The organism is Polyangium sp. 6x1 (genome assembly GCF_029946515.1).
In the GTDB taxonomy this organism is placed as follows: domain Bacteria; phylum Myxococcota_A; class Polyangia; order Polyangiales; family Polyangiaceae; genus Polyangium.
Genome location: NZ_JARZHH010000010.1, coordinates 171,417 through 195,019, shown reverse-complemented (window position 1 = coordinate 195,019; position 23,603 = coordinate 171,417). Strand labels below are relative to the sequence as shown.

The window sequence follows — 23,603 nt, the reverse complement described above, 5'->3', positions numbered from 1 at the left end:
AACAACGTATCACGACGACCGCTCCCTCCGCAGCCTCCCCGCGCGCTCGATCCCCGCTCCGACGCACACACCGACCGCATAATAAATGAGGTCCATCACATGGAATCCATGCCCGAGCGCGAGCCCACCGAGCCGCGTCGCGCGGATCGCATCGATCCACGGCGCGTGATAAAGCTGACTGGCCTCGATTGCGTAACAGAAGAGCAGCGCTGCCAAGGACGCGGACGCCGTCCGGGACGCCGGAACGAGGAGCCCCGCGAGCCAGAAGCTCATCGTGGCATAAAGCGCGTCTCCCGCTCCCTTCGACAACCACGCGGGCAGGTCCGGAGTCTTCCGCGACAAAAGCCCGAGCCCGATCGTCACGAGCACGAGCGCCGCGGAGAGCCCACGCAAACGACGCGGCCCTCCCGCGTCGCATGGCCGATTTTTGAACGCGCGTTCGGCCGTCAAAGGCAATGCCGCTTGTACTTTTTTCGACCGGACGCGTCGATGAAGAACGGCGGATCGCAGCCGCCGCTCGGACCCGCAGGTTTTGCCTTCGTCGCCGTCGAGCGCGGCGCCGCGGTCACGCTGGGCGAGGCGCTCGGCGACGCCGAAGGCGCGGAGCTCGACGCGGGAGGCGCGGGCGGGGTCGCGACCGAGGGCGCGCTCGTGAGGACGGGCTCGGGCGCGGCGACGCTCATGGCGATCGAAGGCGCTGCCTGTGCCGACGCGGCGCTCTCCGAACCGCCCCGCAACAGAATGACGATCAGCACCACCACGAGGGCCCCGACGAGCCCGACGAGCCCGATCAGCACCGGCGTCGCGCGTCGCTCCGACGCCTTCGTCGCCGCCGCATTCGGCCCCTCGGTTTTCACCGTCGTCACTGCCGGCGGCGCCTCCGGGGGCTCGTTTGCCGAGGTCTGCGCGTCGAGGAGCGTCACCTCCTCGCGGATCGGCGCGGGCATCCTCGAAAGCAAGGGCGGCTGCGACGTACGGCGCTCCTCGCTCTCGATCGCCTGGATCTGCCGCGCGCGCTCGGCGAGCGTATCGCCCGCCATGTCCTCGACCCAGGCGCCGATCTCCGACGGCGTCGCCAGCGGCCCGCACGCTTCGAGCGCCGTCGCCATTTCGAGCGCCGTGGGAAAACGCGCGTTCGCGTCGCGCCTGAGCGCGCGGAGCGCGACCTCGTCGAAACACGCCGGCAGATCGGCCACGCGTTTGCTCGGCGCCTCGACCTCGGCTTCGAGCAGGCGCACGAGCGCGAGGTCCTCCGACGCGCCCGCATAAAGCCTCCGGCACGTGAGCGCCTCCCAGAGCACGACGCCGGCTGCATACACGTCCGCCCGCCGATCGAGCACCTCGCCGCGGAGCTGCTCGGGCGACATGTACGCGAGTTTTCCCTTGATCGTATGGTCGCTCGTCACATGGGCCCGCCCGGCCGCGCGCGCAATGCCGAAGTCGAGCACGCGCGCGACGCCGTCCGCGCCGACGAGCACGTTCTGCGGCGACACGTCGCGGTGCACCACGCCGAGCGGCTCGCCCCGCGCGTCTTTCGCCTCGTGCGCCGCGTGCAACCCGCGGAGCGCGTTCGCGAGCACCGCGGCCACGATGCGCGGCGGGATCTTTTGCTTGCGCTTGCTCGCCGCGCTGATGAGCCGCGCCAGCGGCTCGCCGTGCACGTACTCCATCACGAGGAAGACCTCGCCCTCCTGCGACACCACGTCGAGCGTGCCCACCACGTTCGGGTGCCGGATCCGCGCCGCGATCCGCGCCTCGTCCGTGAACATCGCGACGACGTCGGGGATCCGCGCGTGCCAGGGGTGCAGGCGCTTGATCGCCACCGTCCGCAAGAAGCCCTCGTCCCCGACGAGCCGCCCGAGATGCACCGTGGCCATGCCGCCCGCCGCGATCTCCTCGTGCACGCGGTAGCGGCCTAAAATGAGCACCCGGGGCGACCCCCGTTCGCCTTCCATTCAGCCCCGAGACTACCCCTTGTGGCGCGCCTTGATGAGCTGAAAGTAGCGCCGCGCAATCCCCGACGCCGCCGCGGCCGCGCCGACGTTGCCGCCGTGCGCCGCGAGCACCCGCTGCACGTACCGCCGCTCGAACTCCTCGACCACGCGCTCCCGCGCCCGCGGGAACGGCAGATCGAGCGCGAGGACCTCCTCCATGTACTCCGCCGCCGCCGCGGGCCTCGCCGGTCCGCTCGGCCTCGGCACGCCCGTCGGGGGCGGCGTGTTCGGCCGGAGCGTCGCGATCGGCGCGAGATCGCCGAGCGCCACGTGACGCGCGACCGCGTTGTGGAGCTCGCGCACGTTGCCCGGCCACGCGTAGTCCGCGATCCGCCGCGCGAAATCAGGCGGAAACGGCATGTCCTTGCCGACGAGATGATGCCAGAAGTGTTGCGCCAGGACGAGCACGTCCCCCGTTCGTCTGCGCAGCGGCGGCAGCTCGATCCGCGCGACCGCGAGCCGGTAGAACAGATCGTCGCGGAACTTCCCCGCCTGGATCTCGTGATCGAGGTCGCGCCGCGTCGCCGCCAGGATCCGCACGTCCACGCGGATCCATCGGTTCGATCCCACGCGCTGCACCTCCGAGCGCTCGAGCGCGCGGAGCAACTTCGCTTGCAGCGGCAGCTCCAGATCGCCGATCTCGTCGAGCAGGAGCGTGCCGCCGTGCGCCTCTTCGAACACGCCCTTGCGCGACTCGGTCGCGCCCGTGAACGACCCGCGCTCATGCCCGAACAGCGCGGACTCGACGAGGTTCGGCGGGACGGCCGTGCAGTCGAAGACGACAAACGGCCCCTGCCTGCGCGGCCCGAGCTCGTGCAGCGACTCGGCCAGCACCTCCTTGCCCGTGCCCGTCTCGCCCTCGATGAGCACGGGCACGACCGCGCTCGCGAGCCGCTCGCAGAGCGGATAGAGCGCGCGCATCTCGGGGCTCGCGCCGACCATCGTGCCGAACCGCACGGCCGAGGGGATGGCCGGGGGCGCCTGATCGGCGAGCCTGTCGATGCGGATCTGCGTCTCGCCCATCGTGACGACCTCGCCGCCCACGAGCAGCGCGTCGAGCACGGCCACGCCTTGCACCGACGTACCGTTCGTCGAGTTGAGGTCCGTCATGCGCAGTTTATCGCGCAGGATCTCGAAGGCCGCGTGCCTGCGCGACACCAGCCGATCGTCGATGCGCAGATCGCACATCGGGCTCTGCCCGACGAGCACGCGCGACGGATGACCGGGCGCGATCGTGAAGGTCTGTCCGCGGCTCGCGCCGCCGACGACCACGAGCGAGAACCCGGGCGAGGCTTCGCGTTCGGGCTTGCGCCCGAGCTCCGTCTCCACCTTGTCGTCGAACACATCCTCGTCCTCGCGCTCGCTCATGCGCCGCCATCTCAGCACGCACGCCCGCCGACGTCACGGCCCCGGCGCGCGCCCCGCTTTTCGCCAGAGGGCCGGGGCTCCATGCGTTCGAGCATGAACCTCGAGATCGCGGACGAAGAAGCACGGGAGCTCAGGATCGCGCTCGACATCCGGCTGCGGCAGATGCGGGACGAGCTCGTCCACACGGACGATCACGCCTACCGGGACGACCTGCGCAGATCGCTCGACCGGCTGGAGAAGGTCGCCGAGAAGGTCAGCGGACGCGGCCCGTGAAGGTACGCCTCGGAGGGCCCCTCTCCCGGGACGGGCGAGGGGTGGGGGTGCGGGGGTGTCAGGCGCCCGGCTTCGCCTTCGCCGGCGCGGCCTTCCCGAACGTGTACATCGCTCCGAGGCCCACGACCGTCGCGCTCGCCGAATAACTCCCGCCGTTGATGATGTTCGGCTGCGGCGGCGGGTTCGCCACGAGCGGGCTCACCTGCGGGATCTTCGCCTCGCGTGGATCGACGTCCTGCGAGAACATGATCGCGTGCGCCACCACGAGGTCGAGCCGAACGGGCCCGATGTGGAGCCCCGCGCCGACCGAAGGCGTCAGCTTGTTCGAATCGATCGTCAGCACCGAGACGTACTCGTTCGGCACCGCGCTCGTCTCGAACCGGAGCCCCGCCCGCACGTCGAGCTGCATTTTCCCCACGGGAATCGCGTATTCGCCGCCGACCTGCGCCGAGAACGCGCCCTGGAAATTGCGCGGCAGGTTCACGGGCGGCAAGAGGTACGTCTCGGGAAAACCCACCACGTTCTTCAGCGCGACGCCGTTCGGGTTCACGCGAATGCTGTCGTGAACGCCCCAATCCTCGTAGGCGAGCGCGAGCTCGGCGCGGAGCTTGTCGTTCGGCCGCGCCTCCACGCCGAGCCGCACGTTCCACGGCAGCTCGAAGGCCACGTCCGCGTCCTCGCCCTCCTGCCGCGCCGTCGCGAACGGCGCCGCCGACGGCAGCCGCGTCCGGATCGTCCCGCTCGACCGCACCCAGAACGGCAAATGCCCCGACAAACCCACCCGCACCTTCGGGTGCGGAATGTAAATCACGCCCGCGTTCGCCGACGGCGCGATGATCGGCCCGACCGCGAGCTCCGCGAGCACGTCCCACGCCGGCTGCTCCGGCGCGCAGAAGAAACGATCCGGCACGCAGCCCGAGAACACCACCGTGCTCCGGAACGTCCCGGCGAGCACCTCGACCCCCGCGCCGATCCGCAGGTTCGGCGTCGGCGCATAGGCCGCGTACGCGCCGCCCACCGCGAGGACCGAGCCTTCGAGCGAGAGCAGCGAATACCGCTGCGGCGCGGGCTGCCCGTTCGAGGTCTCGGGGTACGTCGCGATGCCCGCGTACGGCGCCCAGAGCCCGACACCCACGACCCATTGATCGTGCGGGACAAACGAGAACCCGAGCGTCGGGATCGGCAAGAACGGCGCGCTCCCCTTTACCGGGTCGAACGTCTGCACGCCCTCGTTCACGGTCGCGCCCGTGTTCGGATCCGTCTGCCGCACGATCGTGCGGCGGGTGTATTCGCTCGAAAAATGAACGTAGCTCGCGTCGAAGAGCACGCTCATCCCGGCGTCGTAGAGGCCCGCGGGGTTGTAGACGACGGAGCCGAGATCGTCAGCGCCCGCGACGAAGGCCCCACCTCGCCCGAGCGGACGCACGCCGCGCTCGGACAGATAGAGGCCCGCCGCTCCGGCGGATTCGGCGAAGAGCCCGAGGGAGACGGCGGCGAGCGCGCCCACGGCGAGAGCGCGCTTCCGCGGGGGGGTTTTTCTGGTCATGGACGGGGCCGCTTCTGAACGATGGTGTAGATCTGCTCGAGGCCGCGGGTCGGGCTCGTCAGGAAATCACGCGCGGAGCCGAAGATCGTCTCGTAATCGGTGGGCGCGAGCGGCCCCGGGTTCGCCGCCGCGTCGATGCGGCTCACCTCGGCCACCGTATCCATGATGATCTCCAGCGGCGAGGGCCTCCCGACGCCGTTCACCGGCTCCATCGGCGTCACGAGGTTCGGCAGGATGTGATCCATCACGTGGTACTTGTCGTACTCGTCCGAATTGAGCGCCTTCAAGAGCTGAAGCGCCGCCGGCAATGCGCCCTTGTTCCCCGCCTCGTCCTCGGGCCGCGCGCCCGGGGCCGCCGCATTGAGGAGCGGCGCGATCTCGGTATCGGCGAGCAGCGCTTGCAACATGTCCGCGAACGACGACAACGTCGCTTCGAGCGCCTGCCCGTCGCTCGCGGCCGACAGGAGATGATCGAGCAGCCGCTCGAGCTCGCGCCGCGCCGTCTCGTCCTGCCGGATCTTCTCCAGGAGGTCGATGGCCGCCGCGATCATCGGGCCATCGAGCCCGTCGGCCAGCGATTGACCGAGCTCTTGTTTCGCCCAGGTACACGGCGTCCCGTTCTCACGATCCGGGCAATGCGCGTTCACCTGCTCGCGGAACGCGCGCAGCGTCGTCGAGAGCGCCCGCGGGATCGCCGGATTCGCGAATTTCGCCGTCGTGCCCTCGCCTTCCACGGCGAGGAATTGATCGACGAGCTGCGAGCGCGCCCGCTTCCATTGCCCCTTGCGCCGGTCCGCGTCGGCCTTGCACGTGTCGTAGGCCGCCTGGCACTCGGCGAGCTCCTGCCCCGCCTTGCCCGAGCAACCGCACGCATTGTCGAAGCGCAGATCCATCGCGTGCAGGCCGTCGGCGAACAACGTGAACCCCGTGTGCTGTGCTTGCGGCGTCCCGTCCACCCACGTCGTGCCCTTGTTCCCCTTCCGATCCGTGATCCCCGCGGCCTCGGCGTACGCCGGGTCGAACAGGATCTGCGCCGTCTTTTCGAGCACGTCGGCGCCTGTCATCACTTTGCCCGCGTTCGGCCCGCGCGCGACCGTGATCTTCGAGACGTCGCGCATCGCCTTCGAGAACTCGTGCAGCGCCGGCACGATGTCGGTCATGAACGCGTCGGCGAGGATCGGCTCATATGTGTTCACGCCCGAGCCCGAGCAATAAAGCGGGTTCGTCTGGGCGTCCCCGCTCGAATTGCACTCCTCGCCGTGATCCGACCCCGGCCAGTGGCGCTTCATGATCTCGATGAGGTCGAGCAACATGACCTCGCCGTCGGCCACGAACTCGCCGTTCTGCTGCTGGCATTGCGTCGCTGTGGCATTGCACGTCGCGTTCGCGAACGTGGTCACGAGCGGGCGCAGGTAATCGTAGAAGCCGAACCGTTCGAGCAAGAACAGCGTGTTTTCGCCCCGTAGACGCAGGATGTCGGCGGACGTGTCGCACTTGCGCGTCTCGAGCTGCGTCTGCGGACAAACCACGGTGGGGACGGGCTCGATCAGGTTCGAGATGAAATCGTTCGTCTTCTTGTTCTTGGTATTGCCGCCGAGGATGTAGAGATCGATGTCCGGCAGCACGCTGAATTGATCGGACGTCGCGCCGAAGAAGACGAGCCGGTTCAGGGCTTTCGGCTCCGGGTGGAGCGTGAGACCCGTGATGCCCGACGACTGCTCGAACAGCCCGTCCTTGTCCGTGAACACGCCGAGGAAGTTCAGGATGCCTTCGAGCGTGCCCGATTTGATCTTGAACTCGGCCCGCTTCGGGTGGTTCGCCGGCAGGACCGCGTCGATGTAAAACACCGCGAGGTTCGGGAACGTGAGCAGCTCGCATTCGTTGTAGCTGCCGATGAGCGGCCACGACACGGTGAGGCTGCCGAGCGCCGCCTTCACCTTCGCGCCCTGCTTGTTACACGCCTTCACGTGGTTCGCGTGGTGAATGATGTCGAGCGCCCGCTCCCAGCCCGAGCGGTTCGCCCCCGCGAGCGGCTTCGTCCGATCGACGGGCGTCGACGGATCGAGCGTGTTGTTCGTCGTGACGTTCCACGCCGGACCATTGATGTCGTCGTCGTAATACGTCATCTCGTCGCGGGTCGTCATGAGCCGCATGAGCGACTCGCCCATGTGCGAGACGCCGCCCGTGGGCGTCACGAACGCCGGATCCCCGAACGATCCGATGAGCTTCGCCGTGAGCCCCGGCCGCTGCGTCACGCGCGCCATCACGGACGCGATCTCGTCCCAGATCGGCGACTCGTACGGGACAGCCGCGAATTTCTCGAGCCCCTGCGCCGCGAGCGTGTCGTGGTCGAGCGCGATCTTCCGGATCTTCAGCGCCGCGCCGAGCAGCCGCGCGAGCTCCTGCTCGTGGTTCTCCACGAGATCGATGAGCCCGAGCACGAGCGCATCCGACTCCGGATCTGCGAGGATCTGCCCGAGCGCATGCGCGAGGTCCGGCAGCGGCGAGGTATCGGCCTTGAAACGCCGATACGGCACACAGCTCGCGCACTCGGTCCCCGCGGGTTTGACCTCCTCCGTCTCCAGATCGTAGACCGCGTCTTCCCGATCCCCGAGCAGCATCGACGCCCCGGCGACCGCGTACATCAACGTCTCGCGCTCGCTCTGCCACGCGTCCTCGCCTTCGCCCGACGCGTACTCGGTCGCGTCCACGAGCGGCGCGAGGTCCTGCGCGATCGCGCCGATGAGCGTGCGCGACGTATCGACGTATTCGTAGACCTGCGGCTCGGGGCGGCCGAACGTGTCCGTGCCGGGCGTCCCTTGTGGGCTGAACGGCGTGAGCGCCGCGACGGGCACGTTGATGTTCGTCACGAACTGCCCGAACTCGTCCGTGTCCGCGAACCCGTCGCCGTCCGTGTCCGCGAACGGCGCGGGCACCGTGCCCGCCTGCCCCGGCACGTTGCCGAACGGCACGACGAACCCGCGCCGATCACGCCGCGCGATCCACGTCGGCGTCGCCGCTTGATCCTTCGCGTACCGCGCGTGCTGATCGAGCATGATCCGCGACAGGATCTCGAGCGTCTCCATCGGCCGATTCGGCTGCGCCGTCGCCGGGTCCACCACGAGCGGCGAAAGCGGCGCCAGCGTCGGCTTCGACGTCGCGAGATCTCGCTCCACGACGCGGAGGATCTGCGTGAGCTCGGGCGCCATCACGCCATCGGGCGCGAGCACGTCGAGCGCGCTGCCGAGCAGCGGGCGCAGACGCGGATACGACAGCAAAGGCCGCACCGCGCCGAGCGCTGCGCCCGTCGGCCTGTAGCCTTGCCGCCCCCAGATCTTCGAGAATGCCTGCCGCGCGGGCTCGCTGCTCATGAACGAGTCGAACACCTCGCCGAGCGCGCGCGTCGACGCGGGCACCGTGGGCGTTCCTTGGGGCTCGAACGGATTCGATTCGTACAGACGCGAAAGGTTCTGGCTGAACGAGAGAAGCGCGTCGTGCAGCCGCACCTTGTCGCCCTCGGCCTCCGTCGTGACGTCGTCGATCTCGACGTCGGGGAAGATCGCGTTGAAGGCCTGCACGAGATCGCTGCGCCGCCGCGCCATGGTCTCGACCTTGGCGATGCCGAGCGCGCGCGCCTTTTCCTGCTCGGGCCCGATCACGGGCGGCAGGAAGCTCGTATCGACCGTGTCGGCGTAAATCCCCTGGTTCGAGTAGTGGCAGATCGCGTGGTACGAGCCGCCCGTGAGATCCTCGGTCAACGAGCTCGCGCCGATACGGTCGCAGAGCACGCCGTAAAGATCATCGCCGAGCGTGGCCTTTGGTGGCGCGATCCGTGTGGTATCGATGCCTTCGTGGCATGACGCGGCCGCGGCGACGGTGGCCGCGAGGCCAAAGGAACGAAGAACGCGGCGCAAGACAGGCGAGCGAGTCAGACGAGCGCGCATGGCGACCCTCCCACGAAGCAGGATTCTACATGAGCCCTGCCTCACCAGGAACGCCGTCGTTCGACAATTGTCACGGGCGACGCGCCCAAAGGTTGCTACATGTCGCCGCGCATCATGACGTTCATCCCCGCGGAACCCGAGGTCCCGGAAGCACAACATGCGTCGGGACCGCTGGTCCTACGTTACGAGGACATTAGCCAGAACGGAAAACTCCTGCTCGACGCGATGCCCGTGGTGCTCGGGCCCTCGGTGTGGCGGAAGGTGTGGCAACAGGGGGCGACGGCGGCGCTCGCGGCGGAGGGGATCCTGCCGATCCTGAGCCGCTTCGTGATCGAGGGCGGTGACGGGCCGCTGTCGGTGATGTCGCCGATGGAGGGCGAGGGGCGGTTCCAGCTCGCGCACACCGCGGGGGAGAATGGCGCGGTCGAGCGGCTGGTGCTCAACATGTGGTGCAACGTGTTCGGCAAAGCCGGCCGCACGCACGGGCCGGCGCCTGCGAACGCGGGCGAGCGGCTGCTCGCGGGTCGTGTCTTCGCGGAGCACGTGATCACGCGCCCGTTCGGCCCGCCCGAGGCGCGCAAGGTCACGCGGCTCTCGATGCCGGGTTTGCCCGAGGTGCCGCCCGACCGCTACGCGTGGCGGCCGCCCGAGGCCTCGATCGATCTGCCGCAAGGGGCGCGCTGGCTCGACGATGCATTCGTGCTCGACGGGATGCACGTCGTCTTCGGGCTCGATCATACGGACTCGAACCAACACGTCAATTCGCTGGTCTATCCGCGCCTCTTCCTGGAAGCCGCGCTGCGTCGATTGTGGGACCACGGACGGAAAAATCCTCAAATCGCGCGCACAATCGAGATCGCTTACCGGAAGCCGAGCTTCGCCGGTGAACGGACGCGGGTCGCGCTGCGCGCGTTCGCGCGGGACGACGCGGCGGGCGTGGCGGCGATCCTGGTGTCGGACGAGGAGGCCGCGGGGCCGATCGAGAAAGCGCGGCCCCGGGTGTTCGCGCGGATGTGGTTCGCGGATTCCTGAGCGGCGCTCACTTCTTCTTGAACAGAAGCCCGAGCCCGAACACCGCCCCCAGCGTCAAAATGATCGTCGCGCCGCTGGCCACGTTCGCGTGGTACGAGAGAATCAATCCAATCGACGACCCGATGACCCCGATGGCAATCGCGAGCAGCGCCACCCGCCCGATGCTCCGGCCCACCATCTTCGCCGTCGCGGCCGGGATCACGACGAACGAGCTCACGAGCGCGATCCCCACCGTCTTCACCGCCACGACGATCACCACCGCCGTCAGCGCGAGCAGCATGTAATCGAGCGCGGCCACCTTCACGCCCGACAGCGCCGCGAGCTCCGGGTCGAACGTCGCATACGCGAGCTTCGTCCACGTGAACGCGAGCAAGAGCGTCGTCGCCACGCCGACCACGCCCACCGTGATCAGATCGTCCGGGGATATCGCCAAGATGCTCCCGAAGAGCACCGTCTCCACGTTCACCTGGGGCCCGTCCGTGGAGCGCAGCCCCAGAAGGAGCACGCCGAGCGCGAAGGAGACGGCCGAAAACACGCCCGTCGCCACGTCTCCGCGCAGGCTCCCGCGCCGCAAGACGTACCCGATCCCGAGCGCGATCATCACCGTGAACGGCAGCGCCACCCACGTCATTCGCTCGAGCGACACGCCGAGCAAGAGGCCGAGGGCGATGCCCCCGAACGCCGCGTGCGCCAGGCCGTCGCCGATGAACGAGAGGCCCCGCTGCACCACGAAGACGCCGATCATCGCGCAGAGACCACCGACCACCGCGCCGGCGATCATCGCCCGCTGCATGAAGGGCACCAGCAAGGGCTCGAGCAACGTTTCCACGAACGGTCACTCCTCGTCCGGCAAGGGATGGTGATGCGAATGCGCCGCGTGATCGCCGCCCGCCACGGCCGATATCGCCGAGAGCGACGCCTGGCCGAGCAGCTCGCTCGGAAGCCCCCACGCCGAGACCCTCCCCGCGTCGAGGTACACCACCCGCTCGGCGCAGCGCGCGACCGCCGCCAGGTTGTGCGTCACGAGGATCGCCGCGAGCTCGTCGCTCGCCGAGATCTCCGCCAGCAAATCGAGAAACTCCGCCCGGCCCTTCACGTCGACGCCCGCCGTCGGCTCGTCCAGGATCACGAGCGACGGCTTGTTCACGAGCGCCCGCGCCAGAAAGACCCGCTGCGTCTCGCCGCCCGAGAGCCGCGCGATCTCCTTTTCGAGGAGCTTCTCTCCGCCCACGTGCCGCAGGATCTCGACCGCGCGCACGCGCTCCTCCTCGTGGATGCGCAGCGGCCAGCTCCCGCGCATGCTCGCGACGATGAGATCGATCGAGCGGGCCGGGAACGTCATGTCGCTCGTCTTGCGCTGCGGCACGTAGCCGACCTCGCGCAGCGCTTTTTGCGCGGGTCTGCCCATGATCCGGATCGTGCCGCTCGTCGGCGGCATCAGGCCGAGCACCGTCTTCAAGAACGTGCTCTTGCCCGCGCCGTTCGGGCCGCACAGGCACACGAACTCGCCCTTCGGCACCCAGAACGAGATCCCGTCGAGCAGCCTGCGCCCGGGCACGTCGACGACGAGGTTTTCCACCTCGAGGACCCGCGGCAGCGTGGGATCGGGGAGCGTGAAATGCCCTTGCGGCATCCCCTCTGCATCAGCGTGTGCATCGCTCATTTCAGGGCCTTGTCGAGGACGTCGGCGTTCTTGAGCAGCAGCTTCTCGTAGGTCTCGGCGCCGGCGCTGCCGCCGATCGGATCGAGCTCGAAGAGCGGGAGCTTCGCTTGATCGGCGATCACCTGCGCGGGCCTCCGATCGAGCTGCGGCTCGGAGAAGAGCGCCGCGGCCTTGCTCTTCTCGACCGCGACGAGCACGTCCTTCACGTACCGCGCCGTCGGCTCCTTGCCGGGGAACGGCTCGATCACGGCCGCGATCGAGAGGCCGTAGCGCTCGGCGAAATACCCCATCGAGCCGTGGAACGTGACGATCGTCTTCTTCGTCCAGCCCTTCGCGCGCGCGTCGAGGTCGGCGTGCAGCTTGTCGAGCTCGGCCTCGACGGCCTTGCCGCGCGCCTTGTAGCCCTCGGCGCCCTTCGGATCGAGCTTCGAGAACGCCTCCACGAGCTCGGGCACGACCGCCTTCATGCGCACCGGATCCAGCCAGAAGTGCGGGTCCTCCGCGCCGTGCGCGTGGTGATGGCCGTGGTGGTCGTGCTCGCCCTTCGCGGCGCCCTTCGGCTCGGGCTTCGGCGCGTGATCGCCGTCGTCGTGCTCGCGACCATCGGCTTGCTTGCCGTGCTCGTCCTCGTGCTTCGCCTTGTCGTCGTGATCGTCGTGGCCCTTCTCGTCGTGGTCCTCGCCCTCCTCGGCGGCCTCGGCGCCGACCTCCTCGGCCGTCATGCGCCGCGGGTTCGCCTTGGGGCCGAGCTGCACGATCGGCACGTCCGTGCCCGCGGCGCCGCGCACGATCTTCTCCAGCCAGCCATCCATCCCGAGGCCAACCGAGATGCCGAGCTTGCTCTTCGCGACCTGCGCCATCTCCTTTGGCGTCGGGTCGTAGCTGTGCTCGGAGCGGCCCGGCGGCAGCACGAGCACGACGTCGAGCCCGTCGCCCGCGACGCGACGCGCGATGTCCCAGAGCGGGAAGATCGAGACCGCGACGCGAGGTTTGTCCGAGGAGGCAGCGGGCCCGTCCTTGCTGCGGTTTCCGCAGGCGGCGGCGACGAGCACGACGAGGACGAGGACGATGGAGCGCAGAACCGTGGCGAGTCTCGGCGTCATGAACAAGGCTTCCCCCCGGGCGAGGGCCGGGGCGGCAGGATCGAAGCGAGGGGGGATTCGTGTCAAGCAGGGTCGGATGCTGCTCGGGAGATGTCTGAACGGGGCTGCGTAGTAGGATGCGCCGCGATGTCGTCCACGTCCCTCACGGCGCCCCAGGACAACCAGGCGTCGCTCACCTCGCGCGCCGCATTTCCCCGCGTCCGCGTGTGCATCGACTGCCGCACGCTCCTCGGCCCGAAGGAGGCGTGTGATGGAGGGCCCAAGCATCGCGTGACGTCGCTCGAAACCCCGGCGGGGCGCAAGGCGTTGCTCACCGAGGTGTGGGGTCCACCGTCCGTGCGCAGGCGCGCCAAACAGCTCGCGAAGGCCGGCGGCGGAGGGCTCGGCGCAGGCACGCTCTTCGAGGGTTGCACCGGGTGCGGCGACTGCGGAACCTTCGCGCTCGAGGGCGAGTTCGCCGTCGTCCTCGCCGTGATCGCGCTCATCGCGATGGCCGGCGTCGCGCTCTACTGGATCATCGCCAAGATCGTCGAGGCCATCCGCGCCTACCAGAACCGGCCTCGACCGAACGGCGGACTCACGAAGCCCCCGTCGCTCCGGCGCAGAGCGGGGCCGAGCGGGGTCGTGGTCGGACAAACCCACATGCTCGCGCCCGCCACGGGCAAATCGTGCGTCGCGTGGGCCCTCGATCTTCGCAACGACCGGTTCCTCGGGACCGACCTCATGCTGCACGACGCCGAGACCACGGGCTTCGACGTGAAGCTCGACGACGGCACCACCCTGCGCGTCCCCGGCGGCCGCATCCGCATCGAAGGCCCGCGCGAGCGGGTCGATCGCTCGGACGCGCCGCCCGTCGATGGGTTCGTCCAGACAATCACCCACCAAGACGACCCCGAGGACGAGGGGCTCGACCCGTTCCCGTTCGACACGGTCGACGAGATCGTGGTTCGTCCGGGCGATCGGGTGCGCATTTTCGGCGAGGTCGAGCGCGAGGTGGACCCGGCGGCGCCGGGCGGATATCGCGCGCCGAACGCGATCCTCGTGCCGACGGGCGTGCCTGCGATTCGCGTGGAACGGCAAATCGAGCAGAAATAGGAGGCCCGAGATGCCCCAGAAGGTCGAGCTTGCCGCCTGCCAGGTCCACGTATCGCCGGAGGACTACGCGTCCGCCGAGGCCTTCGAGGCGATGCTGGATCGCGTCGGCGAAAAGCTCACGAAGGCCCGCGCGCGGGCCGCGAGCGGCGCGTACGAGCACCCTTGCCTCGCCGTCTTCCCCGAGATGATCGGCGCGTTCTTGCCGATCGCCGGCCGGCTCGACCTCGTCAAACACGCGCGCACCGTCGAGGAGGCGCTCACGAAGGTCGCCCTCCGCTCGCCCTTCCGCATGGCGTCCGCGATGCTCCGCGGCAAGACGGTCCGCACGAATGTGGGCTTCCTCCTCGCGGTCGCCCCCGAGGTGCGGCGCATCTATCGCGAGGCCTTCTCGCGATTCGCGCGCCGCTACGAGGCCTGGACCGTCGCCGGCAGCGCGGTCTTGCCTCGCAATGCGCACGGAAACCTCTCCGACTCCTTCTCGCCGGCCGAGGGGCGCGTCTACAACACCTCGTACACCTTCAATCCTGCGGGCCGCCACGTCGGCGTCTCCCGCAAGGTGAACCTCGTCCCCACCGTCGAGGACACGCTCGGCCTCTCGCCGGGCCGGCGCGGCGAGCTCATGCCGTTCTCCACGCCGTTCGGCCAGGTCGGCACGCTCATCTGTTACGACGGATTCGCCGTCCCGCACACCCCGCGCGAGCCCGACTTCTGCCCCCTGCTCTCCCATTACGACGATCACGGCTGCACCGTCGTGGCCCACCCCGCCGCGAATTTCTGGCCGTGGGAGTCGCCGTGGACGTTCGGCGGAAGGGACGGACGTTCGAGCCGTAAACAACAATGGCTCGACGAGGGGCTCTTCGCGCAGATGGAAAGCGCGCCGCTCCGTGCCGTGCGCTACGGCGTGACGGCGCAGCTCCTCGGCCGCGTCTTCGAGAGCCACTTCGACGGCCGCTCGCAGATCCTCGCGCGGGACGGCTCTTCCGTGCGGATCCTCGCCGAGGCGGCGCGCGGCGACGCGTCGCCCGAGGCCGAGGAAGTGCTCCTCCGCGTGGTCGAGGTATAGACATCTCCGCCGCGGGGTCTTACCTTCGGGCGCCTCCGAGGACCTACCGCGATCATGAATCAACCGAACCCGTGGATCCTGCTCATGGGAGGCTTCGCGCTCTTCAACGTCGCCGGCATGGCGTACGGGATCAAGGCGCCGGAATGGGCGCGGATCGCCGCGGCGCTCGCCTGCGGGCTGCTCGGCGTCGTCTGCATCGTCCTCGCGTTCCAGCGTCAGTTCGGCAAGAAGCCGGTCCCGCCGCCGAAGGTCGAAAAACGCGCCACGCGCGCCGTCAAGCCCGCGGCCGGGCGCCCCACGCGGGCGAGCGACGCGGGCGACGTCTCGTAAACGAGGCGCCCGGGTGACGGCGCGCGCGTCCGGCTCGACCTCCCGCAACGAAGCGCGCAGGGCCCTCTTCGCGGACCTCGCCGCGGGCCGCGTCGTCTCCGACATCGCGTTCGATCGGCTCTACCCCGAGCGCATCCGCAAGCTCTCCGATCGATACTGGACCCCGGTCGACGTGGCCCGCCGCGCCGCGGAGCTGTTCGCCAAGCACGGCGCGCGCCGCGTCCTCGACATTGGCGCCGGCATGGGCAAATTCTGCGTCATCGCCGCGATCACGACGGACCTCGAGCTCTCGGGCGTCGAGCACCGGGAGAACCTCGTCGCCGCGGGCCGCGAGGTCCTCGCGACGTACGCCATTCCGCGCGTCACGTTGATCCACGGCACGCTCGACGACGTCGATTTCGACGCGTACGACGGGTTTTACCTGTTCAACCCCTTCGAGGAGGGCACGTTCTCACCCTCGGAATGGGTCGACCGGACGGTCCCGCTCTCCGAGGAGCGCGCCGCAGGCGACGTCGCCCGGGTCGAGGCTGCGCTCGCGCGGGCCCGGCGTGGGGCGTGTGTCGTGACGTTTCACGGATTCGGCGGGACGATCCCCAAGGGATTCACGCACCTGCCCGAGGAGACGCGCGGCATTCCGTTCCTGCGGCTCTGGGTGAAGGATTGAGCTTGCAACGAGGGTGGCGCGGCCTCGCCTCCGGCTGGTAAGCTCACGCCGTGCAGGGCGACCTCGATTTCGGCACGCGCTCACGGGTCCTCGGCGCGATCTGCGCCTCCGCGCTCGCGCTCTTTTTGCTCGCGCTCGCCTTTGGTATCCTCTCGGCGCCGTTCCACATGCATCCCGTCCTCGCTGCGCTGCTCAAGGGGTTCATCACGCTCATCTTCGGCTCGATTGCCGCCGCCGTGCTGGTCATGGCCGCGCGCTCCTTCACCGGCGCGAGCGACAAGACGCGGGGCGTGCCCGACGAGGCGCTCGCCCATTGCCTCACGTGCGGCGAGCGCACCCCGAACGACGCCGTTTGCCCGTTCTGCGGCGAGCCGCCTTGCGACCGGACGCGCTCGTTCAGCGTCGACAAGGAGGGCTGGGCAGGGCCGGCCTTCGTGCTCGCGCTCTCCGGAGGCATCTTGTGCCTCGGGCTCTTCATCCTCATCGGGCCTTATCACGATGGGGAGCGGCGCATCTGGGCGCTGCTCGCTTTCAGCGCGCTCGCCTTGCTGCTCATCGCCGTGGGCGGCGCGGGCGTCTTCGGCGGGCTCCTCGGCTTGCGCAAGGCGCTCGGTGGGACGTCACGCCTCTCGTTCTCCGTGGCCGGCTCGGATCGGCAATCGAGCGGAAGCGGCGCGGCCTCCTGGGGCAGGCTCGCCTGGCTCTCGGGCAAGGGGCGCGTGGTCTCGCCGCTCTCCCCCTCCCCGCGGAGCGAGGGCGGGTATCGTGTATCGCCGGGCGACATCGAGTTTGCGGAGATGGTCGCGACCCTCGACGCCGCGGGCATCGTGCAGCTCGCGGACGTGACGACCTACGACTTTCTCCTCGGCGAAAACCCCGCGGACGGAGCACGTCCGCACCCCCGACGAAACGGCCCGCTCCAGTTCATCCGCACGAAAAAGCGATCCCTCCGCATCTGGCTCGCGCCGTTCGTGCGCGCGGAGACGCCAGGAATGGAGGACGACGATGGCCTCACGGACGTGATCTCCGTGGAGGACCTGCTTGGCCCCGAGCCTCGAAAGACCATCGCCCGTTTCTTCGCGCAATACCTGATCGCGGAGGTGGACGTGCAGCAATTCCGCTTCAGGCTCGACGAAGACCCCGTGCACCGCGCTCAGGCCATCACCCACGCCCGCGCCTTGCGCGAGGGCGGGGTCGCCGTGGCGCAGGAGCTCATCGACGCCGTCCTCGGCGGCCTGCGCGATCCGAACGCGAGCCCGCCGCTCTAACGGAACCCGTCCTTCGCCGCCCGCACCTTCCCGAGCGTCTCGGCCCCGTTCGCCCCGCCAAACTTCGCGCGCAAGCTCGGCTCGTCCACGCGCAGGAACGGATTCGTCCGGTGCTCCTCGGCCATCGTCGACGGCACCGTGGGCTCGCCGCGGCTGCGTTTGTCCTGGGCCGCTTCGAGCGCGCGCTTCACGTCCTCGTTTTCGGGCTCCGCGAACGCGGCGAATCGCAGGTTGCTCACGGTGTACTCGTGCCCGCAATAAAGCTTCGTCTCGGCCGGAAGGCGGCCGAGCTTCTGGCACAAAGAGGCATACATCATCGCCGGTGTGCCCTCGAAGAGACGCCCGCAGCCGGCGACGAACATCGTATCCCCGGTGAACACGGCGTTCTTCACGACGTACGCCACCGCGCCGAGCGTGTGTCCGGGCACGTGGAGCGGTCGAAACGTGAGACCCGCCGCCTCGAACGGCGTCCCCTCCTCCACCCCGACCGTCTGCGCTGGAATCCGCCCCTGTGCCAGATCACTCGCGTGCCCGTACACGGGCAGGTCTCCGAAGCGGCCGCGGAGCGCCTCGTTCGCGCCCACGTGGTCCCAGTGGTGGTGCGTGTTGAGGATGGCCACCAGGTCGAGCCCTTCGCGCGCGAGGGCGGCGAGCACGGGCTCCGCCTCCGAGGGGTCCACGACCACCGCCTCGCGCCGCCCCTCGTCGGCCACGAGATACGCGTAGTTGTCGCTCAAACAAGGGACGGTGACGACTCGCATGCGGCCCACCCTACTTCGCCCGCCGTCGCTCCTCAAGAGGAGCCGCCTGTGCCAGCCCCTCCTCGGGCGCCTCCTGGCGTCGGCGCCGCGATGGCACACTTCGGCACCCGGCCACGACCCCATTTCACGTGGAAATTCGTGGGGCGGGGGTCGAGCGCCCGGTGGCCCGGCGCTTGCTCAATGGGAGGGCATGATGAAACACGCTCGCTCCGCTTGGTGGCTCTTCGCTTCGCTCCTCCCTCTCACGGCGGCCGGTTATGGCTGCAGCGGTACGACCGAGGTTCGCACGCCGGAGACCGGCGAAGCGCGCGGCACGCTGCAGCAGGCCCAGAGCTGCTCCGATCTCGAGCAGATGTTGAAGCAGGACGCGGTCGCGAAGATGAACGCGCAAATCGACGCGATCATCGCCGAGATCGAGGCCAACGGCGGATACTGGGGGTACCCCGATTACGGCTGGGAAGACGGCGGCGGTTCGGTGGGCTCTGGCGGCGAGGTCCCTCCCTCCCCCGTCCCCGGCGACCCGAGCGGATCGGGCGGCAGCTCGGGCTCGGGCGGCTCGTCGGGCGGCAGCGATAACGGGCCGGACGCGCCCGAGCATTCTGAAACGAACACGCAGGTCGCGGGCGTCGACGAGGCCGACATCCTCAAGACGGACGGCAATTACATCTACCTGCTCCACGGCCAGAGCCTCCAGATCCTGAACTCCTTCCCCGCCTCGGATCTGGCAATCGGCGCGACCACGGAGGTCGAGGGCAACCCGATCGAGATGTTCGTGACCGACGACCAGCTCGTCATCTACTCGCAGGTCGACGGCACGCAGCTCTACAAGGACGCGGGCGTCGAGCCGCGGAACCCCTATTACGACTATTATGGCGGCGGCGTGGCGTACGACGGGTATTACAACCCGTACTATGCGCCGCTCACGAAGATCACGGTCCTCGGCCTCGACGCCGGGCAGACGACAGGCGTGCAGAAGGAGCTCTATTTCGAGGGCAACTACGCCTCGTCGCGCCGCGTGGGCAAGCACGTGCGCTCGGTGCTCTCCGGCGGCCAGCACGGCCCCGCGCTGAGCTATTACCCCGATCTCGGCGACTCGAGCCCGCAGACGGTCGAGGAGTGGACGACGGCGTTCGAGGACCTCCGCTTCAAGAACGCGCTCGCGATTTTCGGCTCGACGCTCGAAGACTGGCTCCCCTACCGCTTCGAGAAGAGCAATGGCGCCGTGTCGCTCATCGCGCCGACCTGCGGCTCGTATTACGTGCCGACCGAGGGCTCGACGTCGTACGGCCTCGTGCAGGTCGAGTCGTTCGCCCTCGACGACCTCCACGCGCCCCTCGTCGAGACGAGCATCGTCGGCGCCGTGGACACCGTGTATTCGAACGCGGATTCGCTCTACCTCGCGGCGCGCTCCTGGAAGGACCCGTCGCTCAACTGGAACCTGCCCGTCGAGGCGGTCGATACCACCGAGACGTTCGTGCACAAGTTCGACCTCGCGGCGAACCCGGCGCTGCCGGCCTACGTCGCGACGGGCGCGGTCCCCGGCCATGTGAAAAACCAGTTCTCGCTCGACGAGAAGGACGGCCTGCTCCGCATTGCGACGACGCGCCAGCTCGCCTCGCAGACGGACTGGACGACCTCGAATGACGTCTACGTCCTCGGCGAGAACCAGGGCGAGCTCGTGCAGGTCGGCGCCGTCACGGGCCTCGCCGCCGGCGAGCAGATCTATTCGACGCGGTTCATCGGCGACCGCGGCTATGTCGTGACGTTCCGCCAGGTCGACCCGCTCTTCGTGATCGACCTCTCGACGCCCGCGGCCCCGGCCGTCCTCGCCGAGCTCAAGATCCCGGGCTTCAGCGAATACATGCACCCGATCGACGACAACCACCTGCTCACGATCGGCCAGGACGCCACGAATGACGGCGCGATCATCGGCCTCGCGCTGCAGGTCTTCGACGTGACGGATCCGACGGCGCCGGCGCTGATGCACAAGTACACGTTCTCGGGCGCAGAGTCGGGTTATTCCGAGGCGCTCTACAACCACAAGGCGTTCAACTGGTATGGCCCGAAGAACCTGCTCGCGTTCCCCTTCAGCGGCTGGAACCCGAACACGGGCGAGATGAAGAGCTCGCTCGAGCTGTTCGACGTGACGCTCGACGGCGGCATCGTGAAGCGCGGCTCGATTGACCACACGAGCTTCTTCCAGGCCGATCCGTACGGCTACTGCGGTGGTTACTACGGCGTCGACGTTCGCCGCGGCGTGTTCATCGACGATTACGTCTACGCGATCTCGTACGGCGGCGTGACCGCGAGCGACGTGAACAGCCCCGAGACGCTCGTCTCCTCCGTCGCCCTGCCCCAGCCGGCCCAGCCCTACGGCTCCTGCGGCTTCTGAGATCTTTCCGCCGCGCCCCGGGGCTCCCTCCTCCCGGCCTCGGGGCGCGGCGGTTCATCAAGACGATTTCTCCCGCGTCATCTCGATCATCGTCGCGCGAAACCCGAGCGACGCAAAAAGCCTCTGCGCCGCTTCGTTCTTCGAAGCGGTCGAGAGCACGACGCGCGGCGCGCCGAGCGAAGACAGGCTCTCGATCATCGCCTCGCAAAGCGCGCGCCCCGCGCCGAGCCTCCGCGCCTCCGGCTCCACGTAAAGGTCGTGCAGGGCGCCGCAAGCGTCGAGCAAGAGGGTCCAGTCGCGGCCTTCGAGGCGACCCCAGGCATACCCGATCACCCGCGCCGCGCCGTCCTCGCCGCGCGCCTCGGCCACGAGCACGACCGAGCCCTGCCGGCCGATCTCACTCGCGAGAAAGGCCCCGTATCCTCGCTCGTCGCCCACGAGGAAAAACCGGAGCGGATCGACCGAATGATGGTACCGGACGAGCGCTGCGCCCATACGACCGAGCGCGGCCACGTCCTCGCGTTTCGCGAGACGAACCTGGACGGGAAGAGAGAGGGTCATGGGACGTCTTTAGCAGCGTGCATGCCGGAAAAGAAGGCGGACGGCTTCGAGCGGCTTCAATCGCGGAAGCGCTGCCGGAGTTTTTCCACGCGCGCCTGGAGGATCTCTCCGTGCGCCGCCTCTTCCAGCGCCGCGCGAAGCTCCAGGTCTGCGCACGCCTCGACGGCGATCCGGATGCGCCGCTTCGTGCCCTCGTCGTTCGATTGCGAGAGCGCGATCGCGGCGCCGATGCGGCGCTCGGGCGAGGCGCCGGGGTCCTCCACGACCACCGCGAGATCCTCGGGCACGATGCGGCTCTCGCGATAGCCGCCGCGCTCCACGAGCAGGCGTCGCATTTCGTCGAGCCACACCGAGAACCGTCTTTCGCGCTGATCGAGCTTTTCGAGATCGAGCCGCACGGCGCTACTGAGCCCACGCGCGCGGCTGGCCTCTTCGAGACGCCGGAAGAGGATCTCGCGACGGATGAGGTTTTCGTCGATCTCGAGGATGTCCGACGCGCGCGCGACCGCGGGGGGCGGCGTGAGCGGCAGGGGGCCCCGGACATCGGCGCGCACCGGGAGCAACAGGGTTTTCCCGCGTCGCAGCCCGAGCAAGACGCCATACTCATGCCGTTGCACGTTCTCGATTTCGGCATAAGGGACGTGCCTCTGGCCAAAGAAGCCTTGAAAGACGATGCTGTCCGTGCCGATGACGACCTGGCGGCCGCGCATGAAACGGAAGAGCGCGGCGGCGAGCGCGAAAAGCGCGACCGACGAGAACAGCATGCCAAGAAGAAACACCGGCGTCTCTCGCCATCGGTGGAATTCCCGCGCCGATGTGACGAGCACCATGGACGCGAGCACCACGGCGATCGGCGTGAGAGAGAGCAGGCCGGTCACCCCGCAGATCTCGCCCCAGGGTGCGCGCTGCGCCGCGCTGGCGAGGCCCACGCGCATCGCACGCGCGCGGGCCTCGACGCCCGCGGCCACGAGGAGCCGATGGCCGACCTCGTCGTCCGGCACGTCGACGACGATATCCGTCCCATCGCGCAGGCGCAGCGTCGCGCGGCCCGGCGCCTCCAGCCAGCCCTCGGCGACGTCTTCGATTGGAAACGACCGCTCATCCGAGGGCTCGGCGCGCACCACGACGCGCTGCGCGTCGATCGAAATCGAGCCGCGAGACAAAGTGCCCCGACGCGTCTCCGGATCCCCGGCAACGATCGCCGCAATGCCCGCGGCGATCAAGCTCGCGACGAAGGGAAAGCCGCTCGCAGCGACGAACGTGCCGCCGACGACCGCAGCGGCGAGCGCGACGCGCACGACGGCACGGGCGCGCCTTCGCCGGCGCTCCACCGTGGAAAAAAGAACGCGCGTCTTCGGCAATTGAAAGCCGTCCTCGGACAAACGCGCCTCCTAGCCGTCGATCACCATCTCCGCGATGCGCTTGCGGTGATGCGCCGCGTCCCCGAACGCCGCGCGGCTCCACTGGGCGCGCTTGAAATAAAGCTGGACGTCACACTCCCAGGTAAAACCGATGCCGCCGTGGAGCTGCACCGACTTCGCCGCCGCGAACGCGTACGTGTCCGACGCGTGCGCCTTCGCCATGCGCGCGAGCTTCTCGGCCTGCGCCGGCGCGTGATCGATCGCCGCCGCCGCGCGATACACGAGCGACCGCGAGAGCTCGATCCGGGCGAGCAGATCCACGAGCGGGAATTTCACGGCCTGGAACGCGCCGATCGGTCGGCCGAATTGCTGCCGGATCTTCGCGTATTCGGTCGTCATGCCGAGCAGCCTATCGGCGCCGCCCACCATCTCCGCCGCGAGCGCCGTCCAGATCCGCGGCATCACCCGGCCGAGGATCGACGCCGCCGCGCCCTTCTCGCCGATCCGATCCGCGTCGCTCACCACGACGTCCGCGAGCCGCACGGCCCCGCTCCGCCGCGTCGCATCGACGAGTTTGTCCGGCGATACCGTCACGCCCGGCGACGCGGCCGGCAGGGCGAACAGGCTCGGGCCCTCGGGCTCGGTCGCGGTCACGAGCAGGAGAGCCGCGCTCGGCGCGTCCACGACGAGCTCTTTCTCGCCGGAGAGCAGAATGCGCTCTCCCTCGCGGCGCGCCGTGGCCTCGACATGCGCGAAATTCCAGCCGCCCCGCCGCTCCTCCAATCCAACGGCCGCGCGAACCTTGCCCTCCGCGATTCCCGGGAGCCACCGCGCCCTTTCCGCCTCGCTCGCCGCCTCCCGGAGGACGAGCGTCGCGAAGAGTGTCCCGAAAAACGGGAGCGGGAGGAGCACGCGGCCCATTTCTTCCATCAGGACCGCGAGGCTCGTCATCGACATCTCGCTGCCGCCGTGCGCCGCGGGCACCACGAGGCCGAGCCATCCTGCCTCGGCCGCCCGCGCCCACAGCCCCTCGTCGAAGCCCGCGGGCGTCTCCATCCACCGCCGCACGTCCTCCGTCTTGCAGGAGCTCTCGAGCAGCTTCTTCGCCTCGCGCCGGAGGAGCGCCTGCTCCTCGCCATAACCGAAATCGTCGGGGATCCGAGCATTGCTTTGCATGGTCCCTCT

At 69.0% G+C, this 23,603-nt stretch carries 20 protein-coding genes; 8 read left to right on the top strand and 12 right to left on the bottom strand.

The features are described 5' to 3' along the window. Nucleotides 1-9: 9 nt before the first annotated feature. The 3 genes from QHF85_RS13225 to QHF85_RS13215 form a co-directional block, all read right to left on the bottom strand. On the bottom strand, nucleotides 10-393 hold the full coding sequence (locus QHF85_RS13225) for a DUF2809 domain-containing protein (RefSeq protein ID WP_281327511.1): 384 nt from the start codon (nucleotides 391-393) through the stop codon (nucleotides 10-12). Between the two features lie 53 nt (nucleotides 394-446). Further along, nucleotides 447-1,904 carry a serine/threonine-protein kinase gene (locus tag QHF85_RS13220; protein ID WP_281327510.1) on the bottom strand — a complete coding sequence of 486 codons (1,458 nt, stop codon included), beginning with the start codon at nucleotides 1,902-1,904 and terminating at the stop codon, nucleotides 447-449. A 63-nt stretch (nucleotides 1,905-1,967) separates the two neighbouring features. Next, on the bottom strand, nucleotides 1,968-3,362 hold the full coding sequence (locus QHF85_RS13215; RefSeq protein ID WP_281327509.1) for a sigma 54-interacting transcriptional regulator: 1,395 nt from the start codon (nucleotides 3,360-3,362) through the stop codon (nucleotides 1,968-1,970). Between the two features lie 93 nt (nucleotides 3,363-3,455). Here QHF85_RS13215 and QHF85_RS13210 point away from each other — a divergent pair, with 93 nt between their 5' ends. Further along, nucleotides 3,456-3,635: a hypothetical protein gene (locus QHF85_RS13210; protein WP_281327508.1), complete on the top strand. Its 180-nt coding sequence runs from the start codon at nucleotides 3,456-3,458 to the stop codon at nucleotides 3,633-3,635. Nucleotides 3,636-3,693: 58 nt separating this feature from the next. On the opposite strand, the gene QHF85_RS13205 is transcribed toward QHF85_RS13210, so the two are convergent. Beyond that, nucleotides 3,694-5,181, bottom strand: coding sequence for an outer membrane protein transport protein (locus QHF85_RS13205; protein ID WP_281327507.1), 1,488 nt, complete (start codon nucleotides 5,179-5,181; stop codon nucleotides 3,694-3,696). Next, entirely contained in the window at nucleotides 5,178-9,095 is a 3,918-nt protein-coding gene (locus QHF85_RS13200) for a hypothetical protein (RefSeq protein WP_281327506.1), read from the bottom strand. Before QHF85_RS13200 ends, QHF85_RS13205 begins: the two co-directional genes overlap by 4 nt. Nucleotides 9,096-9,224: 129 nt before the next feature. On the opposite strand from QHF85_RS13200, the gene QHF85_RS13195 reads away from it, so the two are divergent. Further along, nucleotides 9,225-10,157, top strand: coding sequence for a hypothetical protein (locus tag QHF85_RS13195; protein WP_281327505.1), 933 nt, complete (start codon nucleotides 9,225-9,227; stop codon nucleotides 10,155-10,157). Between the two features lie 7 nt (nucleotides 10,158-10,164). Here the strand turns inward: QHF85_RS13195 and QHF85_RS13190 are convergent, their stop codons facing one another. Genes QHF85_RS13190 through QHF85_RS13180 form a run of 3 tightly spaced genes read right to left on the bottom strand, consistent with a single transcriptional unit; the run spans nucleotide 10,165 to nucleotide 12,923 of the window. Next, on the bottom strand, nucleotides 10,165-10,986 hold the full coding sequence (locus tag QHF85_RS13190) for a metal ABC transporter permease (RefSeq protein ID WP_281327504.1): 822 nt from the start codon (nucleotides 10,984-10,986) through the stop codon (nucleotides 10,165-10,167). 6 nt (nucleotides 10,987-10,992) lie between these two features. Then, nucleotides 10,993-11,820 carry an ATP-binding cassette domain-containing protein gene (locus tag QHF85_RS13185; protein WP_281327503.1) on the bottom strand — a complete coding sequence of 276 codons (828 nt, stop codon included), beginning with the start codon at nucleotides 11,818-11,820 and terminating at the stop codon, nucleotides 10,993-10,995. Beyond that, nucleotides 11,817-12,923: a metal ABC transporter substrate-binding protein gene (locus QHF85_RS13180; RefSeq protein WP_281327502.1), complete on the bottom strand. Its 1,107-nt coding sequence runs from the start codon at nucleotides 12,921-12,923 to the stop codon at nucleotides 11,817-11,819. The genes QHF85_RS13185 and QHF85_RS13180 overlap by 4 nt, the downstream gene beginning before the upstream one ends. A 126-nt stretch (nucleotides 12,924-13,049) precedes the next feature. On the opposite strand from QHF85_RS13180, the gene QHF85_RS13175 reads away from it, so the two are divergent. The 5 genes from QHF85_RS13175 to QHF85_RS13155 are packed head-to-tail and all read left to right on the top strand — an operon-like array spanning nucleotide 13,050 to nucleotide 17,343. Further along, the gene (locus QHF85_RS13175; protein WP_281327501.1) at nucleotides 13,050-14,018 is read left to right on the top strand and encodes a hypothetical protein; all 969 of its coding nucleotides are present in this window, start codon (nucleotides 13,050-13,052) and stop codon (nucleotides 14,016-14,018) included. Nucleotides 14,019-14,028: 10 nt separating this feature from the next. Then, nucleotides 14,029-15,081 (top strand): carbon-nitrogen hydrolase family protein, encoded by a 1,053-nt coding sequence (locus QHF85_RS13170; protein ID WP_281327500.1) that lies wholly within the window; start codon nucleotides 14,029-14,031, stop codon nucleotides 15,079-15,081. 54 nt (nucleotides 15,082-15,135) lie between these two features. Continuing rightward, complete coding sequence (locus QHF85_RS13165; RefSeq protein ID WP_281327499.1) at nucleotides 15,136-15,411, top strand: hypothetical protein; 276 nt, start codon at nucleotides 15,136-15,138, stop codon at nucleotides 15,409-15,411. Between the two features lie 13 nt (nucleotides 15,412-15,424). After that, complete coding sequence (locus QHF85_RS13160; RefSeq protein WP_281327498.1) at nucleotides 15,425-16,075, top strand: class I SAM-dependent methyltransferase; 651 nt, start codon at nucleotides 15,425-15,427, stop codon at nucleotides 16,073-16,075. Between the two features lie 50 nt (nucleotides 16,076-16,125). Further along, the gene (locus QHF85_RS13155) at nucleotides 16,126-17,343 is read left to right on the top strand and encodes a hypothetical protein (protein ID WP_281327497.1); all 1,218 of its coding nucleotides are present in this window, start codon (nucleotides 16,126-16,128) and stop codon (nucleotides 17,341-17,343) included. Here QHF85_RS13155 and gloB read toward each other — a convergent pair. Further along, nucleotides 17,340-18,104, bottom strand: coding sequence for a hydroxyacylglutathione hydrolase (gene gloB, locus QHF85_RS13150; protein WP_281327496.1), 765 nt, complete (start codon nucleotides 18,102-18,104; stop codon nucleotides 17,340-17,342). The genes QHF85_RS13155 and gloB overlap by 4 nt on opposite strands. A 190-nt stretch (nucleotides 18,105-18,294) precedes the next feature. On the opposite strand from gloB, the gene QHF85_RS13145 reads away from it, so the two are divergent. After that, nucleotides 18,295-20,496, top strand: coding sequence for a beta-propeller domain-containing protein (locus QHF85_RS13145; RefSeq protein WP_281327495.1), 2,202 nt, complete (start codon nucleotides 18,295-18,297; stop codon nucleotides 20,494-20,496). A gap of 57 nt (nucleotides 20,497-20,553) precedes the next feature. Here the strand turns inward: QHF85_RS13145 and QHF85_RS13140 are convergent, their stop codons facing one another. Genes QHF85_RS13140 through QHF85_RS13130 form a run of 3 tightly spaced genes read right to left on the bottom strand, consistent with a single transcriptional unit; the run spans nucleotide 20,554 to nucleotide 23,594 of the window. Further along, nucleotides 20,554-21,057 carry a GNAT family N-acetyltransferase gene (locus tag QHF85_RS13140; RefSeq protein WP_281327494.1) on the bottom strand — a complete coding sequence of 168 codons (504 nt, stop codon included), beginning with the start codon at nucleotides 21,055-21,057 and terminating at the stop codon, nucleotides 20,554-20,556. Between the two features lie 56 nt (nucleotides 21,058-21,113). After that, a complete protein-coding gene (locus QHF85_RS13135) occupies nucleotides 21,114-22,439 on the bottom strand; it encodes a hypothetical protein (RefSeq protein WP_281327493.1) in 1,326 nt (441 codons plus the stop codon). Nucleotides 22,440-22,448: 9 nt separating this feature from the next. Further along, nucleotides 22,449-23,594 carry an acyl-CoA dehydrogenase family protein gene (locus tag QHF85_RS13130; RefSeq protein ID WP_281327492.1) on the bottom strand — a complete coding sequence of 382 codons (1,146 nt, stop codon included), beginning with the start codon at nucleotides 23,592-23,594 and terminating at the stop codon, nucleotides 22,449-22,451. Nucleotides 23,595-23,603 lie beyond the last annotated feature (9 nt).